14 protein-coding genes are annotated in these 16,652 nt (G+C 69.4%); 9 read left to right on the plus strand and 5 right to left on the minus strand.

Going from position 1 to position 16,652, the window contains the following annotated elements; translation table 11 throughout:
* Positions 1 to 139 precede the first annotated feature (139 nt).
* A complete protein-coding gene (locus YIM_RS19670) occupies positions 140 to 1,120 on the minus strand; it encodes a LacI family DNA-binding transcriptional regulator (protein ID WP_255462995.1) in 981 nt (326 codons plus the stop codon).
* A gap of 215 nt (positions 1,121 to 1,335) precedes the next feature.
* Between YIM_RS19670 and YIM_RS19675 the strand changes: the two genes are divergently transcribed.
* The 3 genes from YIM_RS19675 to YIM_RS19685 all read left to right on the plus strand — a co-directional run bounded on the left by YIM_RS19675 (position 1,336) and on the right by YIM_RS19685 (position 4,629).
* A complete protein-coding gene (locus YIM_RS19675; protein ID WP_228004835.1) occupies positions 1,336 to 2,280 on the plus strand; it encodes a glycoside hydrolase family 6 protein in 945 nt (314 codons plus the stop codon).
* A gap of 384 nt (positions 2,281 to 2,664) precedes the next feature.
* The gene (locus YIM_RS19680) at positions 2,665 to 3,909 is read left to right on the plus strand and encodes a glycoside hydrolase family 6 protein (protein WP_304506027.1); all 1,245 of its coding nucleotides are present in this window, start codon (positions 2,665 to 2,667) and stop codon (positions 3,907 to 3,909) included.
* A 75-nt stretch (positions 3,910 to 3,984) separates the two neighbouring features.
* On the plus strand, positions 3,985 to 4,629 hold the full coding sequence (locus YIM_RS19685; RefSeq protein ID WP_153031751.1) for a lytic polysaccharide monooxygenase: 645 nt from the start codon (positions 3,985 to 3,987) through the stop codon (positions 4,627 to 4,629).
* Here YIM_RS19685 and YIM_RS19690 read toward each other — a convergent pair.
* Together YIM_RS19690 and YIM_RS19695 are read right to left on the minus strand one after the other, a co-directional pair.
* Positions 4,596 to 5,171: a cysteine hydrolase family protein gene (locus YIM_RS19690; protein WP_153031752.1), complete on the minus strand. Its 576-nt coding sequence runs from the start codon at positions 5,169 to 5,171 to the stop codon at positions 4,596 to 4,598. The genes YIM_RS19685 and YIM_RS19690 overlap by 34 nt on opposite strands.
* A 34-nt stretch (positions 5,172 to 5,205) precedes the next feature.
* Positions 5,206 to 5,757: a nuclear transport factor 2 family protein gene (locus YIM_RS19695; protein WP_228004836.1), complete on the minus strand. Its 552-nt coding sequence runs from the start codon at positions 5,755 to 5,757 to the stop codon at positions 5,206 to 5,208.
* 85 nt (positions 5,758 to 5,842) lie between these two features.
* On the opposite strand from YIM_RS19695, the gene YIM_RS19700 reads away from it, so the two are divergent.
* Positions 5,843 to 6,739 carry a LysR family transcriptional regulator gene (locus YIM_RS19700; protein WP_153031753.1) on the plus strand — a complete coding sequence of 299 codons (897 nt, stop codon included), beginning with the start codon at positions 5,843 to 5,845 and terminating at the stop codon, positions 6,737 to 6,739.
* A 20-nt stretch (positions 6,740 to 6,759) separates the two neighbouring features.
* On the opposite strand, the gene YIM_RS19705 is transcribed toward YIM_RS19700, so the two are convergent.
* Positions 6,760 to 8,124 carry a GH1 family beta-glucosidase gene (locus YIM_RS19705; RefSeq protein ID WP_153031754.1) on the minus strand — a complete coding sequence of 455 codons (1,365 nt, stop codon included), beginning with the start codon at positions 8,122 to 8,124 and terminating at the stop codon, positions 6,760 to 6,762.
* Positions 8,125 to 8,308: 184 nt separating this feature from the next.
* Here YIM_RS19705 and YIM_RS19710 point away from each other — a divergent pair, with 184 nt between their 5' ends.
* The 5 genes from YIM_RS19710 to YIM_RS19730 all read left to right on the plus strand — a co-directional run bounded on the left by YIM_RS19710 (position 8,309) and on the right by YIM_RS19730 (position 13,855).
* Positions 8,309 to 9,319 (plus strand): LacI family DNA-binding transcriptional regulator, encoded by a 1,011-nt coding sequence (locus tag YIM_RS19710; RefSeq protein WP_153031755.1) that lies wholly within the window; start codon positions 8,309 to 8,311, stop codon positions 9,317 to 9,319.
* Between the two features lie 109 nt (positions 9,320 to 9,428).
* The gene (locus YIM_RS19715; protein WP_153031756.1) at positions 9,429 to 10,730 is read left to right on the plus strand and encodes a glycoside hydrolase family 5 protein; all 1,302 of its coding nucleotides are present in this window, start codon (positions 9,429 to 9,431) and stop codon (positions 10,728 to 10,730) included.
* A gap of 78 nt (positions 10,731 to 10,808) precedes the next feature.
* Positions 10,809 to 13,028, plus strand: a complete 2,220-nt coding sequence (locus YIM_RS19720) for a sialidase family protein (protein WP_228004837.1) — start codon at positions 10,809 to 10,811, stop codon at positions 13,026 to 13,028.
* 42 nt (positions 13,029 to 13,070) lie between these two features.
* Positions 13,071 to 13,556 carry an AAA family ATPase gene (locus tag YIM_RS19725; RefSeq protein ID WP_194240219.1) on the plus strand — a complete coding sequence of 162 codons (486 nt, stop codon included), beginning with the start codon at positions 13,071 to 13,073 and terminating at the stop codon, positions 13,554 to 13,556.
* Positions 13,553 to 13,855 (plus strand): hypothetical protein, encoded by a 303-nt coding sequence (locus YIM_RS19730; RefSeq protein WP_153031758.1) that lies wholly within the window; start codon positions 13,553 to 13,555, stop codon positions 13,853 to 13,855. The genes YIM_RS19725 and YIM_RS19730 overlap by 4 nt, the downstream gene beginning before the upstream one ends.
* A gap of 9 nt (positions 13,856 to 13,864) precedes the next feature.
* Here YIM_RS19730 and YIM_RS19735 read toward each other — a convergent pair whose 3' ends face one another.
* Positions 13,865 to 16,639 (minus strand): AbfB domain-containing protein, encoded by a 2,775-nt coding sequence (locus YIM_RS19735; protein WP_153031759.1) that lies wholly within the window; start codon positions 16,637 to 16,639, stop codon positions 13,865 to 13,867.
* Between the last annotated feature and the right edge of the window lie 13 nt (positions 16,640 to 16,652).

Raw genomic sequence — 16,652 nt, forward strand, 5'->3', positions numbered from 1 at the left:
CCCTATTTCCGGATGGGTCTTGTGGCAGAGCACTCAATGGGAGCGCTCCCAGTGCAGGCGAGTGTGTCGCCGGTCTCTCCGGGTGTCAAGAATCCGTGTCTGGAGTGTTACCCCGGGCCGTCGCCTGGTGGAAGGCGGTTCAGGCGGATTCGCGGGTGACCAGCTCGGTGGGCAGGATGACCGGGCTGAGCCGGGTCTCCGGCTCACGGATCTGGGCGATCAGCAGTTTCGCCAGCTCGCGGCCCATCTGGCCGACCGGCTGGGCCACGCTGGTGAGCGTCGGATCGATGTTGCGCGCGATGTCGGAGTCGTCGAACCCGATCACCGCCACGTCGTCGGGCACCCGCCTGCCCGCGGTGCGCAGCGCCCGCAGCGCGCCGGCGGCCATCAGGTCACTCGCCGCGAAAACGGCGTCGACCTGCGGGTCCTTTTCCAACAGTTCGCGCATCGCGGCCTCACCGCTGGCCTGGCCGAAATCGCCCTGCGCGACCAGGCGCGCGCCACCGCGGCGGCCGCGCAGGGCCGAGCGGTAGCCGCTGAGGCGGTCGATGCCGGCGGCCATGTCCTGCGGGCCGGTGATGGTCGCGATGCGCCGCCTGCCCTGCTGGTAGAGGTACTCGGTGGCGGCCTTGGCGCCGGAGAGGTTGTCGGCGTCGACGTAGGGCACGGCGCCGATGTCGGACATCGGCCTGCCGTTGAGCGCGACCGGTGCGCCGGCCGCGACCAGGTTGCGGGGGAGCGGGTCGTCGCCGTGCAGCGAGATCAGCGCGACCCCGTCGACATGTCCGTTGCGCACCAATTGTTCCACTCGGTCGTGTTGCCTGGCGGTGCTCGCCATCATCAACTGCAGTTGCAGCGAGGTGGTGGACAGCTCCTGGCTCAGCCCGCGCACCAGGCTGCCGAAGAACGGTTCGCCGAAGACCCGCGCCTCGGATTCGGAGACCACCAGCAGCACCGTGTCACTGCGTCGGGTGACCAGGCTCCGCGCCGCCTGGTTGGGGACGTAGCCCAGTTTCTGGATCGCTTCCTGGACGGCCTTGAGCGCGCGCGGGCTCACCTCGAGGGAGCCGTTCACCACCCGGGAGACGGTGCCACGGGACACGCCGGCCTCCACCGCCACCTGTTCGAGGGTGGGGCGCCCGCTCGTCCGGGCTCGACCAGTACTCGTCATGTTGCGACTCCCCGACTCCACTTGGATTCCCGCTGCTGCCCAGCATGATACTGGGAACCCTCCCAGCCGGGCCCACCTTGACACGGGGCGGGACGGACGCCACACTGAGAAAGCTTTGGGAGCGCTCCCATCCAAGTTCCGCCGAGGTTACTTCGGAGGTATGGATGGCGATCAGCAAGCGGTTCGCCGCACTGGGCGCGGTGGTGTGCGCCCTCGCGGTGGTGGTTCCCGGTGGCTCCGGCCTGGCGGCCGAGTCGGTGTTCTATGTGGACCCCGGAACGAGTTCGGCCCAGTGGGTGGCCGCGAATCCGGGTGACTCGAGAACGCCGGTCATCCGGGACCGGATCGCCCGCGTTCCCCAGGCACGGTGGTTCACCACCACCAACACGGGCACGGTTCGATCCCAGGTGGACGGTTTCGTCGGCGCCGCGGCGGCGGCGGGCAAGATCCCGATCCTGGTGGTCTACAACGTGCCGAACCGGGACTGCGGCGGCGCGAGTGGTGGCGGTGCGCCGTCGCACCCGGCTTACCGTCAATGGGTCGACCAGGTGGCCGCCGGACTGGCCGGCCGCCCGGCGGCGATCGTGCTCGAACCCGACGTGCTGCCGTTGATGACCAACTGCCAGACCCCGGCGCAGCAGGCCGAGACCAGTGCCTCGATGGCTTATGCCGGAAAGGCGCTGAAAGCGGGTTCCGGGCAGGCGAAGGTCTACTTCGACATCGGCCATTCGGCGTGGCTGAATCCGGGTGAGGCGGCCGCGCGGTTGAAAGCGGCCGACATTTCCGGGAGTGCGGACGGAATCTCCACGAATGTCTCGAACTACCGGAATACTTCGGACGAGATCAATTTCGTGAAGTCCGTTCTCGGCGCGGTCGGCGACGGCCGCCTGCGCGCGGTGATCGACACTTCCCGCAACGGCAAGGGACCCGCGGGCAGTGAATGGTGCGACCCGCCGGGCCGGGCCATCGGCACCCCGAGCACCACCGAGACCGGCGACGGCCAGATCGCCGCTTTCCTGTGGGTCAAGCTACCCGGTGAGGCGGACGGCTGCATCGCGCCCGCCGGGCAGTTCGTGCCGCAGCGGGCGTACGAGCTGGCCACCGCCTGACCCGCCGCGAGGCCGTCGCGGTAATGCGGTTTTCCCGTTAATGGGGTACCGCTCGCATTCATCTGCGAGCGGTACCCCATTCTTGTCGGAATGATCTTGCGACGACCGCCGTGGGAAATTCCCTCGCCTGGACTAGTTTAGGCCAAAGGGCTTCCGGAGGCAGGCCCGCCCGGGTTAGAGTCCTGGTTCTGGGAGCGTTCCCAGGCTCTCCCTGAAGATCATGACAAAGGAGTCATCATGCGTTCTGCCTTCGCTAGAGGCACGCCCGCCAAACGGCTGCTTCGTGGTCTGGCCGCGGGGGTTTCGCTCGCGTCGGTCGCGTTGCTCACCGGCGTCGGGGGTGCGTCGGCGGGAGCCGAGCAGGCCCCGGCGCCAGCGCCCCGGGTGGACAATCCCTACGCCGGCGCCAAGGTGTACGTGAACCCGGAATGGGCGGCCAAGGCCAACGCCGAACCGGGCGGCAGCCGGATCGCGAACCAGCCGACCGGGGTCTGGCTCGACCGGATCGCCGCGATCGAGGGCGTCAAGGGTGGCATGGGCCTTCGCGACCACCTCGACGCCGCGGTCGAGCAGTCCGGCGGGCAGCCGCTGGTGGTCCAGGTGGTGGTCTACAACCTCCCCGGCCGTGACTGCGCGGCGCTGGCCTCCAACGGTGAGCTGAAGCCGGACGAGCTGCCGCGCTACAAGACCGAGTTCATCGACCCGATCGCCTCGATCATGGCCGACACGAAGTACGCGAACCTGCGCATCGTGACCACGATCGAGGTCGACTCGCTGCCGAACCTGGTGACGAACGTCAGCGGGCGCCCGACGGCCATGCCGAAGTGCGACGTGATGAAGCAGAACGGCAACTACGTCAAGGGGATCGGCTACGCGCTGAACAAGCTCGGCGCGGTGCCGAACGTCTACAACTACATCGACTCGGCCCACCACGGCTGGATCGGGTGGGACAACAACTTCAACGCCTCCGCCCTGCAGTTCCTCGAGGCCGCCAAGGCCGAGGGCAGCACGCCGGCGAACGTGCACGGGTTCATCACGAACACGGCGAACTACTCGGCGCTCAAGGAGAACAACTTCACCATCAACGACACGGTGAACGGCACCACCGTGCGCCAGTCGAAGTGGGTCGACTGGAACTGGTACGTCGACGAGCTCTCCTTCGCGCAGGCGTTCCGCCAGGAACTGGTCAAGGTCGGCTTCCCGTCCGGGGTCGGCATGCTGATCGACACCTCGCGCAACGGCTGGGGCGGCACCGCGCGGCCGGCCGGCCCCGGTCCGAAGACCAATGTGGACACCTACGTCGAAGGTGGCCGCTACGACCGCCGCATCCACATCGGCAACTGGTGCAACCAGTCCGGTGCCGGTCTGGGCGAGCGGCCGACCGCGGCCCCGGCTTCCGGCATCGACGCCTACGTGTGGATGAAGCCGCCGGGTGAGTCCGACGGGTCGAGCAAGGAGATCCCGAACGACGAGGGCAAGGGCTTCGACCGGATGTGCGACCCCACCTACGAGGGCAACGCGCTGAACAACTACAACAAGTCCGGTTCGCTGGCCGACGCGCCGCTGTCCGGGCACTGGTTCTCCGCGCAGTTCCAGCAGCTGATGCAGAACGCGTACCCGCCGCTGTAGCGGCACCAGGGGCCGGTCAGTCCACTCTGCACAGATGGACCGGCCGGCCCCGTCCCCGCCGGAAGGAGAAAACCCGTGTCCACCCGATCCCGCGCCGCGGCACTGGTCTCGGCCGCGGCGCTCGTGCTCACCGGGGCGGCGGGCGTCGCCTCCGCCCACGGCTCGGCCGTCGACCCGCCGTCCCGCAACTACGGCTGCTGGGACCGCTGGGGCGACGACTTCCAGAACCCGGCCATGGCCACCGAGGACCCGATGTGCTGGCAGGCCTGGCAGCACGACACGAACGCCATGTGGAACTGGAACGGCCTGTACCGGGAGAACGTCAAGGGCAACCACCAGGGCGCCATCCCGGACGGTCAGCTGTGCAGCGCCGGCCGGACCGGAGACGGCCGGTACAACTCGCTGGACGCCGTCGGTGACTGGAAGGCGGCGAACAAGCCGAACAACTTCTCCGTCAACATCCTCGACCAGGCCCTGCACGGTGCCGACTACTACAAGGTCTACATCACCAAGCAGGGCTACAACCCGATCACCCAGCCACTGGGCTGGGGCAACCTGGAACTGGTCAAGGAGGTCGGCAAGACCCCGCCGACCAGCAACACCCTGATCAGCGTGAACGCCGGTTCGCGGACCGGCCGCCACATCGTCTACACGATCTGGCAGGCCAGTCACTCGGACCAGTCGTACTACTTCTGCAGTGACGTGAACTTCACCGGCTGAGCGCCGGCGAGCAGGGTGACCCCGGCGGCGCGCAGTTCCCCGAGCACGGGGTGCTCGCCGCCGGTCACCGGGTTCGCGTACGCGGTGGCGTCGAGCGGGATCGTCACCCGGTAGCCCAGCCGGACGGCGTCACGGGCGGTCGCGGCCACGCAGATGTCGGTGGCGATGCCGACCACGGTGACCGACCGGGCACCGGTGTCCGCGAGCAACCCGGCCAGCGGGCCGAGCCCGCCGCCACCGTGGCCCTGCTGCGGTTCGAGCACCGGGGCGAGCAGGAAGCCGGAGAACCCGCCCCGTTTCCCCGGCCCCTTCTCCACCACGGTGCCCCGCACGTCGAGATCCGGATGCAGGCTGGTGTGCCCTTCCGGATCACCGTCGGGCAGGTCGATCGGTGCGTAGTCACGGGTGTAGAACACCGGCGCGCCCCGTTCGACGGCCTCGGCCACGTGCCGGTTGACCTCGGCCACCACGGCGGGGCCCCGCGCCCCGACCATGTCCACGAACAGGTTCTGCACATCCACCACGATCAGCGCGTCGCTCATGCCACCGACGGTAGGAGTTCCAGCGCGGTGGAGGTCAAGCGAACCGGTCCGGGATCGGGGCCAGCGGGTAGGCGCGCCAGAAGAAGGCGTCCGCGGCGTGCTGGTCGCCGGGGAAGTTGACCGCTTCGGCGATCTTGCGCCCGGCGATGCGGAAGGCCAGTGCCCAGGTGAGGTCGAGTCCGGCGGGCTGGGTGCTCCAGCCGCGGTGCAGGTCGACCACCCAGTCGCCGTCGGCGGCCAGGAAGATCGGCTGCGCCTGGAAACCGGCCCGGTTCAGTTCGGCGAAGAAGGCGAGCACCTCGGTGATCCCGGTTTTGGTGCCCGAGAGCGGGTGGTGACCGGGAATGGTCCAGCGGATGTCGTCGGCGAAGAAGGTGCTCAGCTTTTGCAGGTCACCGGCGGCGTAGGCGGCGTAGTAGTCCTGGATCAGCTTGACGTTCGGGTGCACCCGCCCGGCCGCGGAGGCGGTGCCGCCGAACGCCAGCGTGCCGGCGGCGGCGAGACCGGCACCGCGGAGCAGGCGGCCGCGGGTGAGTTCGGCCGGGTTCGCGGTCTCCGGGTCCGTGGTCTGAGGAAATTTTCGCACCCTACGAGAAGACACCGGATTTTCACCCTGGTCCAAGACCCATGGCCATAAGCTGTGCGCATAGATCACGGTGAGGGGCCAGCAGTTGGATGTCGACACCCGCGTCCTGCGGTACTTCGTGGCGGTGGCGGAGGAACTGAGCTTCACCAGGGCGGCCGAGCGGCTCTACGTCTCGCAGCCCGCGCTGAGCAGGCAGATCCGGCAGCTGGAGGCCGATCTGAAGATCTCGCTGTTCGAGCGGACCAGCCGCGAGGTGCGGCTGACGCTGGCCGGTGAGGCGCTGCTGCCCTCGGCGCGGCGGCTGGTCGCGGACTGGCAGACCGCCCAGCGCACCGCCCGCAGCGTGGCCGCCGCCGAACTCCGGGTGCTGCGCGTCGGTTTCGAGGCCACCGGTGCCGGGCCGCTCAGCGCCAAGGCGCGCCAGCTGTTCGCCGAGCGTCACCCCGACGTCACCATCGAGCCCAAGCGCTTCGACTGGGGCGGCGAAGCGGCGGCGCTGCGTGACGGCCTGGTCGACATCGCGTTCCTCTGGCTGCCCGCCGACACCGCCGGGCTGCACGCCGAGATCGTCGCCGTCGAGCCGCGCATGGTCGGGTTCGCCAGCGGGCACCGGCTGGCCGGGCAGGAGACGGTGAGCATCGGCGATCTGGCCGACGAACCGCTGATGTGGACCAGGAAGGCACCGCGCCACTGGGTCGACTGGTGGGCGGTCAACCCGCGGCCGGACGGCTCGGAACCCAAGTGGGGCCCGGAGAACGACAACGTGGAGGAAATGCTGGAGAGCGTGGCCGGTTCGGCGGCGGTGTGCATCGGGCCCCGCTCGATGGCCACCTTCTACGCCCGGCCCGATCTCGACTGGCGCCCGATCGTCGACGTCGAACCGCTGCGGATCGCCTTCGCCTGGCCCGCCACCAGCAACAACCCGCTGGTGGCCGATTTCGCGAAGGTGGTCCGCCAGCTCTCGGCCGTGCAGAGTGCCTAGGCAGTGTTCAAAACACTCGCTCAGTCGAGCCCGTTCGCCTGAACCACGTCGCGGTACCATTTCGCGCTCAGTTTCGGAATGCGTTCCTGACTGGCGAAGTCGACGTGGACCAGGCCGAAGCGCTTCGAATAGCCCAGATTCCATTCGAAGTTGTCCAGCAGCGACCAGACGAAGTACCCGCGCAGGTCGGCGCCGGCGGTGATGCCCGCGTGCGCGGCGCGCAGGTGCTCGTCGAGGTAGGCGATCCGGTCGTGGTCGAGCACCTGGCCGCCGGTCACCTCGTCGTCGTAGGCGACACCGTTTTCGGTGATGTACAACGGAATGTGCGGATAGTCGCGGGTCAGCCGGCCGAGCGTGCGGGTGAGCCCGGTGGCGTCGACGCTCCAGCCCATGGCCGTGCGGCGCTCGGTGTGGTGGAAACCGAGCCTGCTCACTCCCGGATATCTCGACGGTTGCGCCACCGGCGGTGCGTCCGGCGTGCCGTACACCGTTTCCGGCGCGTAGTAGTTGATGCCGAGGAAATCCATCGGCGCGCTGATCGCCGCCAGGTCGCCGTCGGCGGCGAAGCCGAAATTGCTGATCGAAGAAAGGTCGCGCACCACGTCGGCCGGATATTCGCCGCGCATCACCGGATCGAGGAAGAGCCGGTTGGTCAGGCCGTCGACCCGGCGGGCGGCGTCGAGGTCGTCGGGGTGCTCGGTCGCCGCCTCGACCGGGGCGAGGTTCAGCGTGATCCCGGCTTCGACCGGGGCGATCGACCGGACGGCTTCGAGCGCCAGCCCGTGCCCGAGCAGCAGGTGGTGCGCGGCGCGCAGGGCGGCGGCCGGATCGGTGCGGCCGGGGGCGTGCTCGCCGCTCGCGTAGCCCAGCAGGGCCGAGCACCAGGGCTCGTTCACCGTGATGAACCGGGTGACGCGCTCGGCGAGGAAGTGGTGCACCGCCGCGGCGAAGTCGGCGAACCGCAGCGCGGTGTCGCGGGACGGCCAGCCGCCCGCGTCCTCCAGCGGCTGCGGCAGATCCAGGTGGTAGAGCGTCACCCACGGTTCGATGCCGCGGTCGAGCAGGCCGTCGACCAGTCGCGAGTAGAAGTCGATCCCGCGCTGGTTGAGCGGCCCTCGCCCGGCGTGCTGCAGGCGCGACCAGGACACCGAGAACCGGTAGGCGCCGGTGCCGAGCGCTTCGAGCAGCTGCAGGTCCTCGGGGTAGCGGTGGTAGTGGTCGCAGGCGAGAGCGCCGTTGTCCCCGTTGAGGACACGACCGGGACGGGCGGCGAAGGTGTCCCAGATGGACGTCCCGCGCGCGCCCGGCGGGCCCGCTCCCTCGATCTGGTAGGCCGCGGTCGACGCGCCCCAGGTGAAGCCGGGCGGAAACCGTAGTGTGGCCATGGCGGTCCTCTCCCGCGCCTGAGCAGCTGAACTGGTTCAGTAATGTGAAGAACGACGTGAAGAACCGGTGTACCCCCGCAGGACAACCTAGGCAGTGCGACATGCTCTAGTCAACGAACAGCGATCACTTACCCGGTTAAGTGCACCTTGCTAGAGTGGCCCGAGCACAGGCGGGGAGGTCTGCTTGAAACGTCCCACCATCGCCGACATCGCCAAGGCGGCCGGCGTGTCCAAGGGCGCGGTGTCCTACGCGCTGAACAACCGGCCCGGGGTCTCGGCCGCCACCCGCAGCCGGATCACCGGCATCGCCGCGGAACTGGGCTGGGCGCCGAGCACCGCCGCCCGCGCGCTGTCCGACGGCCGGGCGGGGGCCTTCGGCCTGGTGATCGACCGCCCGGCGGAAACGCTGGCCGCCGAGCCGTTCTTCATCCGGCTGATCGCCGGGATCCAGGACGAACTCGGCACCGGACCGGCTTCGCTGGTGCTGCAGGTGTCCCCGAACCACGACACCGAACTGGAGATCTACCACCGCTGGCACGCCGAGCGCCGCGTCGACGGGGTGCTGCTGATCGACCTTCGCGACGACGACGCGCGGCTGGACGAGGTGGCCGCGATGGGGCTGCCCGCGGTGGTCATGGGCGGGCCGCTCGGGCGTCCCGGGATGCCGTGTGCGTGGATCGACGACGTGGCCGCGATCGACGAGGTGCTGGACTACCTCGCCGCGCTCGGGCACCGCCGGATCGTCCGGGTGGCCGGGCCGCGCGAGTTCATGCACACCCGCGTGCGGTCCGAGGCGTTCGGGCGGGCGGCGGAGCGGCTCGGCTTCGAGAGCGCGGAAGTGGTGCACACCGACTACTCCGACGAGGCGGGCGCGAGCGCCGCGCGGCGGGTGCTGGTCTCGCGCCGCCCGCCGACCGCGCTGGTTTTCGACAACGACGTGATGGCCGTGGCCGCGCTGGGGGTCGCCCACGAACTCGGCATCTCGGTGCCGGGCGACGTTTCGCTGGTCGCCTGGGACGATTCGGTGCTGTGCCGCCTGGTCCGGCCCGCGCTGAGCGCGGTCCGCCGTCCCATAGCGGAATTCGGCGCTCTGGCCGCGTCGCTGCTGAGGCGAACCGTCGAAGGCGAGACCGTCGGAGACGAATGCACGCCGCCACCGATGCTCGTCACCAGAAGCAGCAGCGGCCCGGCGTAGTCATCGAAATCATCCCAACGGCCTAGAAGCCGCCCCTTTACACCGGAGTTGTCGCCTGGTTACTGTCCGAACAGGTCTGGGAGCGCTCCCAAAGGTGTGAGGAGTTCCGGTGCGAAAACTGCTCGCCGCTGTCCTGCTGGCGCTGGCCGTCGTGGTGGTGCCCGCCGGGCAGGCGTCACCACCGGCCGCCGCGGCCACGAACGACTGGCTGCACACCCAGGGCAACCGGATCGTCGATGCCGACGGCAACCAGGTCTGGCTCACCGGTGCCAACTGGTTCGGCTTCAACGCGGGGGAGCGGGTCTTCCACGGCCTGTGGGCGGTCAACGTCGAGCAGGTCACCAAGTCGATGGCCCAGCGCGGGATCAACCTGGTCCGGGTGCCGATCTCCACCCAGTTGCTGCTGGAGTGGAAGGCCGGGCAGGCGAGCGTGCCCGGCGCGGTCAACACCTGGGTGAACCCGGAGCTGACCGGGAAGACCACGCTCGAGGTGTTCGACCACTGGCTGGCGCTGTGCGAGAAGTACGGCATCAAGGTGATGCTCGACGTGCACAGCGCCGAAGCCGACAACTCCGGCCACGTGTACCCGGTGTGGTGGAAGGGCTCGATCACGCCCGAGCTGTTCTACCAGGGCTGGGAATGGGTCACCGCGCGGTACAAGAACGACGACACCATCATCGCGATGGACGTCAAGAACGAACCGCACGGCACCGCGTCCGCCGCACCACGGGCCAAATGGGACGGTTCCGCCGACCAGGACAACTTCAAGCACACCTGCGAAACCGCGGGCAAGCGCATCCTCGCGATCAATCCCGAAGTGCTGATCCTCTGCGAGGGCAACGAAATCTACCCCAAGGCCGGCAAGAACTGGAGTTCGGTCACCGGCACCGACTACCACTCCACCTGGTGGGGCGGGAACCTGCGCGGGGTGGCCGAGCACCCGGTGAACCTCGGCGCCGGGCAGGACCAGCTCGTCTACTCACCGCACGACTACGGCCCGCTGGTGTTCGACCAGCCGTGGTTCCAGAAGCAGTTCGACAAAACCACGCTGACCAACGACGTGTGGCGCCCGAACTGGTTCTACCTGCACGAGAACGGCACCGCGCCGCTGCTGGTCGGCGAGTGGGGCGGGCGGCTGGGCCAGGACGCGCGGCAGGACAGGTGGATGACCGCGCTGCGTGACCTGATCACCGAAAACGGCCTGCACCAGACGTTCTGGTGCCTCAACCCGAACTCCGGTGACACCGGCGGCCTGCTGCTGGACGACTGGGCCACCTGGGACGAGACGAAGTACGCGATGCTCAAACCCGCGCTGTGGCAACACGGCGGCAAGTTCGTCGGCCTCGACCACGACGTGCCGCTCGGCGGCGCGGGCAGCACCACCGGCATCAGCCTGGGAGATCGCTGGTAGCCGGAACGCGCGGCGACTGCCCCTCGCCGCGTTCCCGACGCCCGCCCGCCCCGGCGGGATTCCGATTGGAGCCTGGCCATGAGGTGGCTGCTCACCGCGGTACTGCTGATCCTGTCCACCCTCACCTCCCCGGCCGCGAGCGCGCCCGCGCCCGCGCCCACCTGGCGCAACGTGGAAATCGCCGGCGGCGGTTTCGTCCCGGGAATCGTGTTCAGCCCAGCCGAAAAGGACCTGATCTACGCACGCACCGACATCGGCGGCGCGTACCGGTGGAACCAGTCCACCGGCCGCTGGATCCCGCTGCTGGACTGGGCGGGCTGGGACAAGTGGGGGTACAACGGCGTGGTCAGCATCGCGCCGGACCCCAAGAACGCGAACCGCGTGTACGCCGCGGCCGGGATGTACACCAACAGCTGGGACCCGAACAACGGCGCGGTCCTGCGCTCGTCGGACCGCGGCGCCAGCTGGCAGGTCAGCCAGCTGCCGTTCAAGCTCGGCGGCAACATGCCGGGCCGGGGCATGGGGGAGCGCCTGGCCGTCGACCCGAACGACGGGCGCGTGCTCTACCTCGGCGCGCCCAGCGGCAACGGCCTTTGGCGCAGCACGGACTCCGGGGTGAGCTGGGCGAAGGTGACCAGCTTCCCGAACCCGGGCAACTACGTGGAGAACCCGGCCGATCCGAACGGCTACGCCAGCGACAACCAGGGCGTGGTCTGGGTGACCTACGATTCGCGCTCCGGCACCGCGGGAAGTCCGAGCAAGGCGATCTACGTCGGGGTGGCGGACAAGGAGAACACCGTCTACCGCAGCACCGACGCGGGCGCGACCTGGCAGCGGCTGGCCGGGCAGCCGACCGGCTACCTGGCACACAAGGGCGTGCTGGACGAAGCCGGCGGATTCCTCTACATCGCCACCAACGACAAGGGTGGCCCGTACGACGGCGGCAAGGGTGACGTGTGGAAGTTCGACACCGCCACCGGCGCCTGGACGCGGATCAGCCCGATTCCCTCGGACAGCGCCGACAACAACTTCGGTTACAGCGGGCTGAGCGTGGACCGGCAGCACCCCGGCACGCTGATGGTGGCCACGCAGATCTCGTGGTGGCCGGACATCATCATCTTCCGCAGCACCGACGGCGGCGCCACCTGGACGCGGATCTGGGACTGGGGCAACTATCCCGAGCGGACGCTGCGTTACGACATGGACATCTCGGCCGCGCCCTGGCTCACCTTCGGGGCGAACCCGGCGCCACCGGAGAAGGCGCCCAAACTCGGCTGGATGACCGAATCGCTGGAGATCGATCCGTTCAACTCGGACCGGATGATGTACGGCACCGGCGCGACCATCTACGGCACCAAGAACCTCACCGCGTGGGATCGCGGCGAGAAGATCCGGCTCGAACCCACCGCGGGCGGCCTGGAGGAGACCGCGGTGCTCGACCTGATCAGCCCGCCGTCGGGACCACCGCTGGTCAGCGCGCTCGGGGACATCGGCGGCTTCCGGCACAACGACCTGACCAAGGTGCCGTCGATGTTGTTCACCAGCCCGGTGTTCACCACGACCACCAGCCTGGACTACGCCGAACTCTCCCCGGGCACGATGGTGCGCGCGGGCAACACCGACCAGTCGCCGCGCGTGGCTTTTTCCGCCGACGGCGGCGCGAACTGGTGGGGCGCCAGTGAACCGGGCGGGGTGACCGGCGGTGGCACGGTCGCCGCGGCGGCGAACGGCAGCCGCTTCGTCTGGAGCCCGCAGGGCGCCGCCGTGCACTACTCGGTCGGCTTCGGCAATTCGTGGACGCCGTCCGCGGGCATCCCGGCCGGCGCGGTGATCGAGTCGGACCGAGTGAACCCGATGAAGTTCTACGGCCTGGCCGCCGGACGGCTCTACGTGAGCACCGACGGTGGCGCGAACTTCACCGCCGCGGCCACAGTGGCCGCGAGCAAGTTCCACGCCGTGCCGGGCCGCGAGGGCGACCTGTGGCTGGCCGGTGCGGGCGGGCTGTTCCGCTCCACCGACTCCGGTGCCACCGTCACCAAACTGTCCGGTGTGGACAACGCGGTCAACGTCGGCTTCGGCAAGGCCGCGCCGGGCAAAGCCTATCCGGCGCTGTACCTGGTGCGGCAGAACGGTTTCTACCGCTCGAACGACACCGGGGCGAGCTGGGTGCGGATCAACGACAACGCGCACCAGTACGGCAACGCCGGTGAGGCGGTGACCGGTGATCCCCGGATCTACGGGCGGGTTTACATCGGCACGAACGGCCGCGGCATCGTCTACGCCGACACCGCGGGATAATTCGGTGGCCCCTGCCCGGCCCGGCCTGGCAGGGTGGCCGTCGTGATCCTCTGGCTTTTCGGTCCGCCAGGCGCGGGCAAAACCACCGTGGCACGGGAGATCGTGCGCACGCACCCCGAGTTCGCGCACCTCGACACCGACCAGATCGGGCTCTGCTACCCGGCTCCGGATGACGACCAGGAGAACCACCGGGTCAAGTCCGCGAGCCTGGCGGCGTTGTGGCCGCTCTACCGCGACGCCGGTGCCCGTGGCCTGGTGGTCTCCGGCAACCTGCGCACCGCCGAAGACTACGGCCGGTACCGCTTGGACGGCGACAAGATCACCCTGTGCCGCCTGCGTGCCGAGCCCGAGGTGCACAAGGAACGGTTCCTGCGCCGCGGCCGGTTCACCGACCTGGTCGGACTGTGCCTGGAAGAAGCCGCCGCGCTGGAACGCACCGACTTCGCCGACTGCACCGTCGACACCACGCATCTGTCCACAGCGGACTCCGCCGCGCTGGTGCTGGAGCGGACGGGGTTCGCCCGATGACCGAGATGATCTGGCTGTACGACCCCGCCGAGCGCGGGCAGTCCGCCGAAGCCTGGGCGATCTACCGCGAACTCTTCACGCGGGGCACCAAAGCCGCCTACATCGACCTCAACGACATCAGCTGGAACGGCGACGAGCAGCTCACGCGGCGCGGTTTCGCCGCGCTGTGGCGGGTCTACGAAGCGGCGGGTGCCCGGCACCTGGTCGTGTTCGGCGGCGCGGCCGACGGCGCGATCGCCCGCGAATACGCCGACCTGGTGCCGGGCGCGAAGCTCACCGTCCGCCGGGGCGGACGGTGAGCCACGGGTTCACGCCCAGGGAGCGGCGACCGCCCAGCTCACGTCCTGTGCGTAGGACGCCGGATTGTCGTAGGTGTGCGCGCCGCCGCTGGAGGCGACCCACACCTCCTCCGCGTAGTGCCGGACGTTCGTGCCCAGTTCGTTGATCGAGGCCAGCCGCACCGTTCCGGCGCCGCTGCCCGGCTGGGCGCAGAAGGTCGCGTCCCGGTCGAACAACTCGGTGCCGTCATCGGTGCCCAGCCGCACGCGGAACGAGGCGTGCCGCAGGAACTGGCCCGGCAGGTTCCGCGACTCCAGCGAATAACACGACGGGTCGGCGAGCCCGCGCCGGATCACGAAGGTGGCGTCCGACTTCAGCAGCGCCGGACTGCTCGCGGTCACCACGTCGGTGCGCGCAAGACCGTCCCGGTGCCGCAGGAACCGGTCGGTGAACCCGGGCGTGGTCACCTGGAACGAGCGCGCCTGGTCCACCGGCAGGTCGGCGCCGCTGCGCCACAGCGGGATGGTCGCCGCCCAGGTGGTGTCCGCGGCGAAGCTGCCGCCGCCGTCCCACGGGTTCGGCCCGCTCGCGCGCGCCAGGTAGACCAGCTCCTGGTAGTGCCGGATGAACGCGCCCGGCTGGTTGTGCGATTCGAGCGCCGCCGCGCCTTGGCCCGCTTTGACGCAGAAGGTCGCGTCGCCGGCGAACCCGGCCGAACCGTCGTTCACGTCGGTCCGGATGCGTGAGTTCGCGTGCCGCAGGAACCGGCCGGGGAAGTTGCGCGATTCGAACGACACGCACGACGAGTTCGCCAGCCCCGGCCGCGTCCAGAACGTGGCGTCCAGCTTCACCAGGTCGTTCACCGGCACGTCGGTGCGCGCGAGGCTGTCCTGGTGACGCAGGTAGCGGTCGGTGAAGCCGGGTGTGGTCACCCGCAGCGAAACCGGTTCGCCGCGCGGGATCTGCGTGCCCGCAGCCAGCGCGAGCACCTGCTGGTTCACCTCGCGCACCCGCGACTCGGTCATCTTCAGCACCTGGCGGTCGTAGGTGTAGAAGCCGTTGATCTCGTTCTCCACGTCGTACGGTTCGGTGTAGACCGACGCGGACAGCCCGCGTGTCTGCACGAACCGGCCGACCTCGCGGGTGATCTCGGTGTAGCGGTTGGTCAGCGAGGTCTCGTCGGGATACAGGTCCCCGTAGGCGAAACCGGCGCCCGGCTGGTATTCGTGACCGACGATCCGCCTGCCGAGCCCGCCGTACTCGCCGAGCACCGCGACCCGGCTCGCCGTCGGCAGCCGCGTGCCCGACGACATCTGGTACGCGTGGTCGTCGACGATGTCGCCGTTGGCGGGCTCGGGATCGGAGACGCAGCAGTTCGAGCCCGAGTTGTGGTTGATCAGCCGGGTGTTGTCGATCGAGCGCACGAGGTCGACGATGCGGCCGTTGTCGTACTCGCCCCAGCCCTCGTTGAACGGCACCCACTGCACGATCGAGGTGATGCCCTTGAGCTGCTCGACCATCCGCCGCAGTTCCGACTCGTAGTTCACCCGGCTGGCCGCCGAGGTGTCGTCGACCGCGTCGAGCGACGGCATGTCCTGCCACACCAGCAGTCCCAGCCGGTCGGCGTGGTAGAACCAGCGCGCCGGTTCCACCTTGATGTGCTTGCGCACCATGTTGAAGCCGAGCGCCTTCTGGCGTTCCAGGTCGAAGCGCAGCGCGGCGTCGGTCGGCGCGGTGTAGACGCCGTCCGGCCAGTAACCCTGGTCCAGCGTGCCGAGCTGGAAGACGAACTTGCCGTTGAGGATCGGCCGTAGCACCCCGCCGACCACGGCCTTGCCGAGCGAGCGCATGCCGAAGTAGCCGGTGACCGCGTCGCCGCTGCCGGGCAGGGTGACCCGCAGGTCGTAGAGGAACGGGTCCTCCGGGGACCACAGCCGCGCGTTCGGCACCGGGATCCGCAGGTGCGCGCCGACCGCGCCGGTGGCCGTGCCGACCACCTGGCCGCCGCTGAGCACCTCGGCGCGTGCCTGCTGCCCGGCCGTGCCCTGCACGACCAGGTCGAGCACCCCGGCCGGGACGTCCGGGGTGGTGTCCAGGCGGGTGATGTGCGCGGTGGTGACCGGTTCCAGCCACACCGTCTGCCAGATGCCCGAGGACGCGGTGTAGAAGATGCCGCTGGGACTGCGCCGCTGCTTGCCGACCGGGAAGCGGTTGCCGTCGACGGGGGAGTGCACGCCGATCACGATCTCGTTGCTCCCGGCCCGCAGCGCGCCGGTGATGTCGAAGGAGAACGCGTCGAAACCGCCGGTGTGCGTGCCGACCTGGGTGCCGTTCACCCACACCCGGGTCTCCCAGGTGACCGCGCCGAAGTTCAGCTTCACCCGCCGTCCGTCCCAAGTGGACGGAACGGTGAAGGCGCGCCGGTAGAACATGTTGTCCTCGTGGCGTTTGATGCCGGACAGCGCGGATTCGATCGGGTAGGGCACCAGCACGCCCTCGGGCAGGGTCTGGCCGATCGGCGGATTGCCGAGGTTCGGGGCGCCGGTGAATTCCCAGACGCCGTTGAGGTTGAGCCAGTCCGAGCGGACCAGCTGCGGGCGTGGATACTCCGGCAGGGCGTTCGTGGGGGAGACCTGCGAGGTCCACGGGGTGTTCAGGGGAGCGGGTTTGGGTTGCCAGGTGGCAGCCGAAGCGGCCGGGGTGGCTGGGTTGGCGACCAGTAGCCCGGCCAGTACGAGGAGCGCGAAGAGGAGGGCGTGAGGTCTGCCCTTGCGGTGTTGGCCGGAACGACGGTGTACCGACATGCGTGACCTCCGG

The organism is Amycolatopsis sp. YIM 10 (genome assembly GCF_009429145.1).
GTDB lineage: Bacteria > Actinomycetota > Actinomycetes > Mycobacteriales > Pseudonocardiaceae > Amycolatopsis.

Coding starts and splice junctions, on each gene's coding strand:
- YIM_RS19675 (WP_228004835.1), top strand. CDS start 1,336: ATGGCGATCAGCAAGCGGTTCGCCGCACTGGGCGCGGTGGTGTGCGCC.
- YIM_RS19690 (WP_153031752.1), bottom strand. CDS start 5,171: ATGAGCGACGCGCTGATCGTGGTGGATGTGCAGAACCTGTTCGTGGAC.
- YIM_RS19705 (WP_153031754.1), bottom strand. CDS start 8,124: ATGGCCACACTACGGTTTCCGCCCGGCTTCACCTGGGGCGCGTCGACC.
- YIM_RS19720 (WP_228004837.1), top strand. CDS start 10,809: ATGAGGTGGCTGCTCACCGCGGTACTGCTGATCCTGTCCACCCTCACC.
- YIM_RS19730 (WP_153031758.1), top strand. CDS start 13,553: ATGACCGAGATGATCTGGCTGTACGACCCCGCCGAGCGCGGGCAGTCC.
- YIM_RS19735 (WP_153031759.1), bottom strand. CDS start 16,639: ATGTCGGTACACCGTCGTTCCGGCCAACACCGCAAGGGCAGACCTCAC.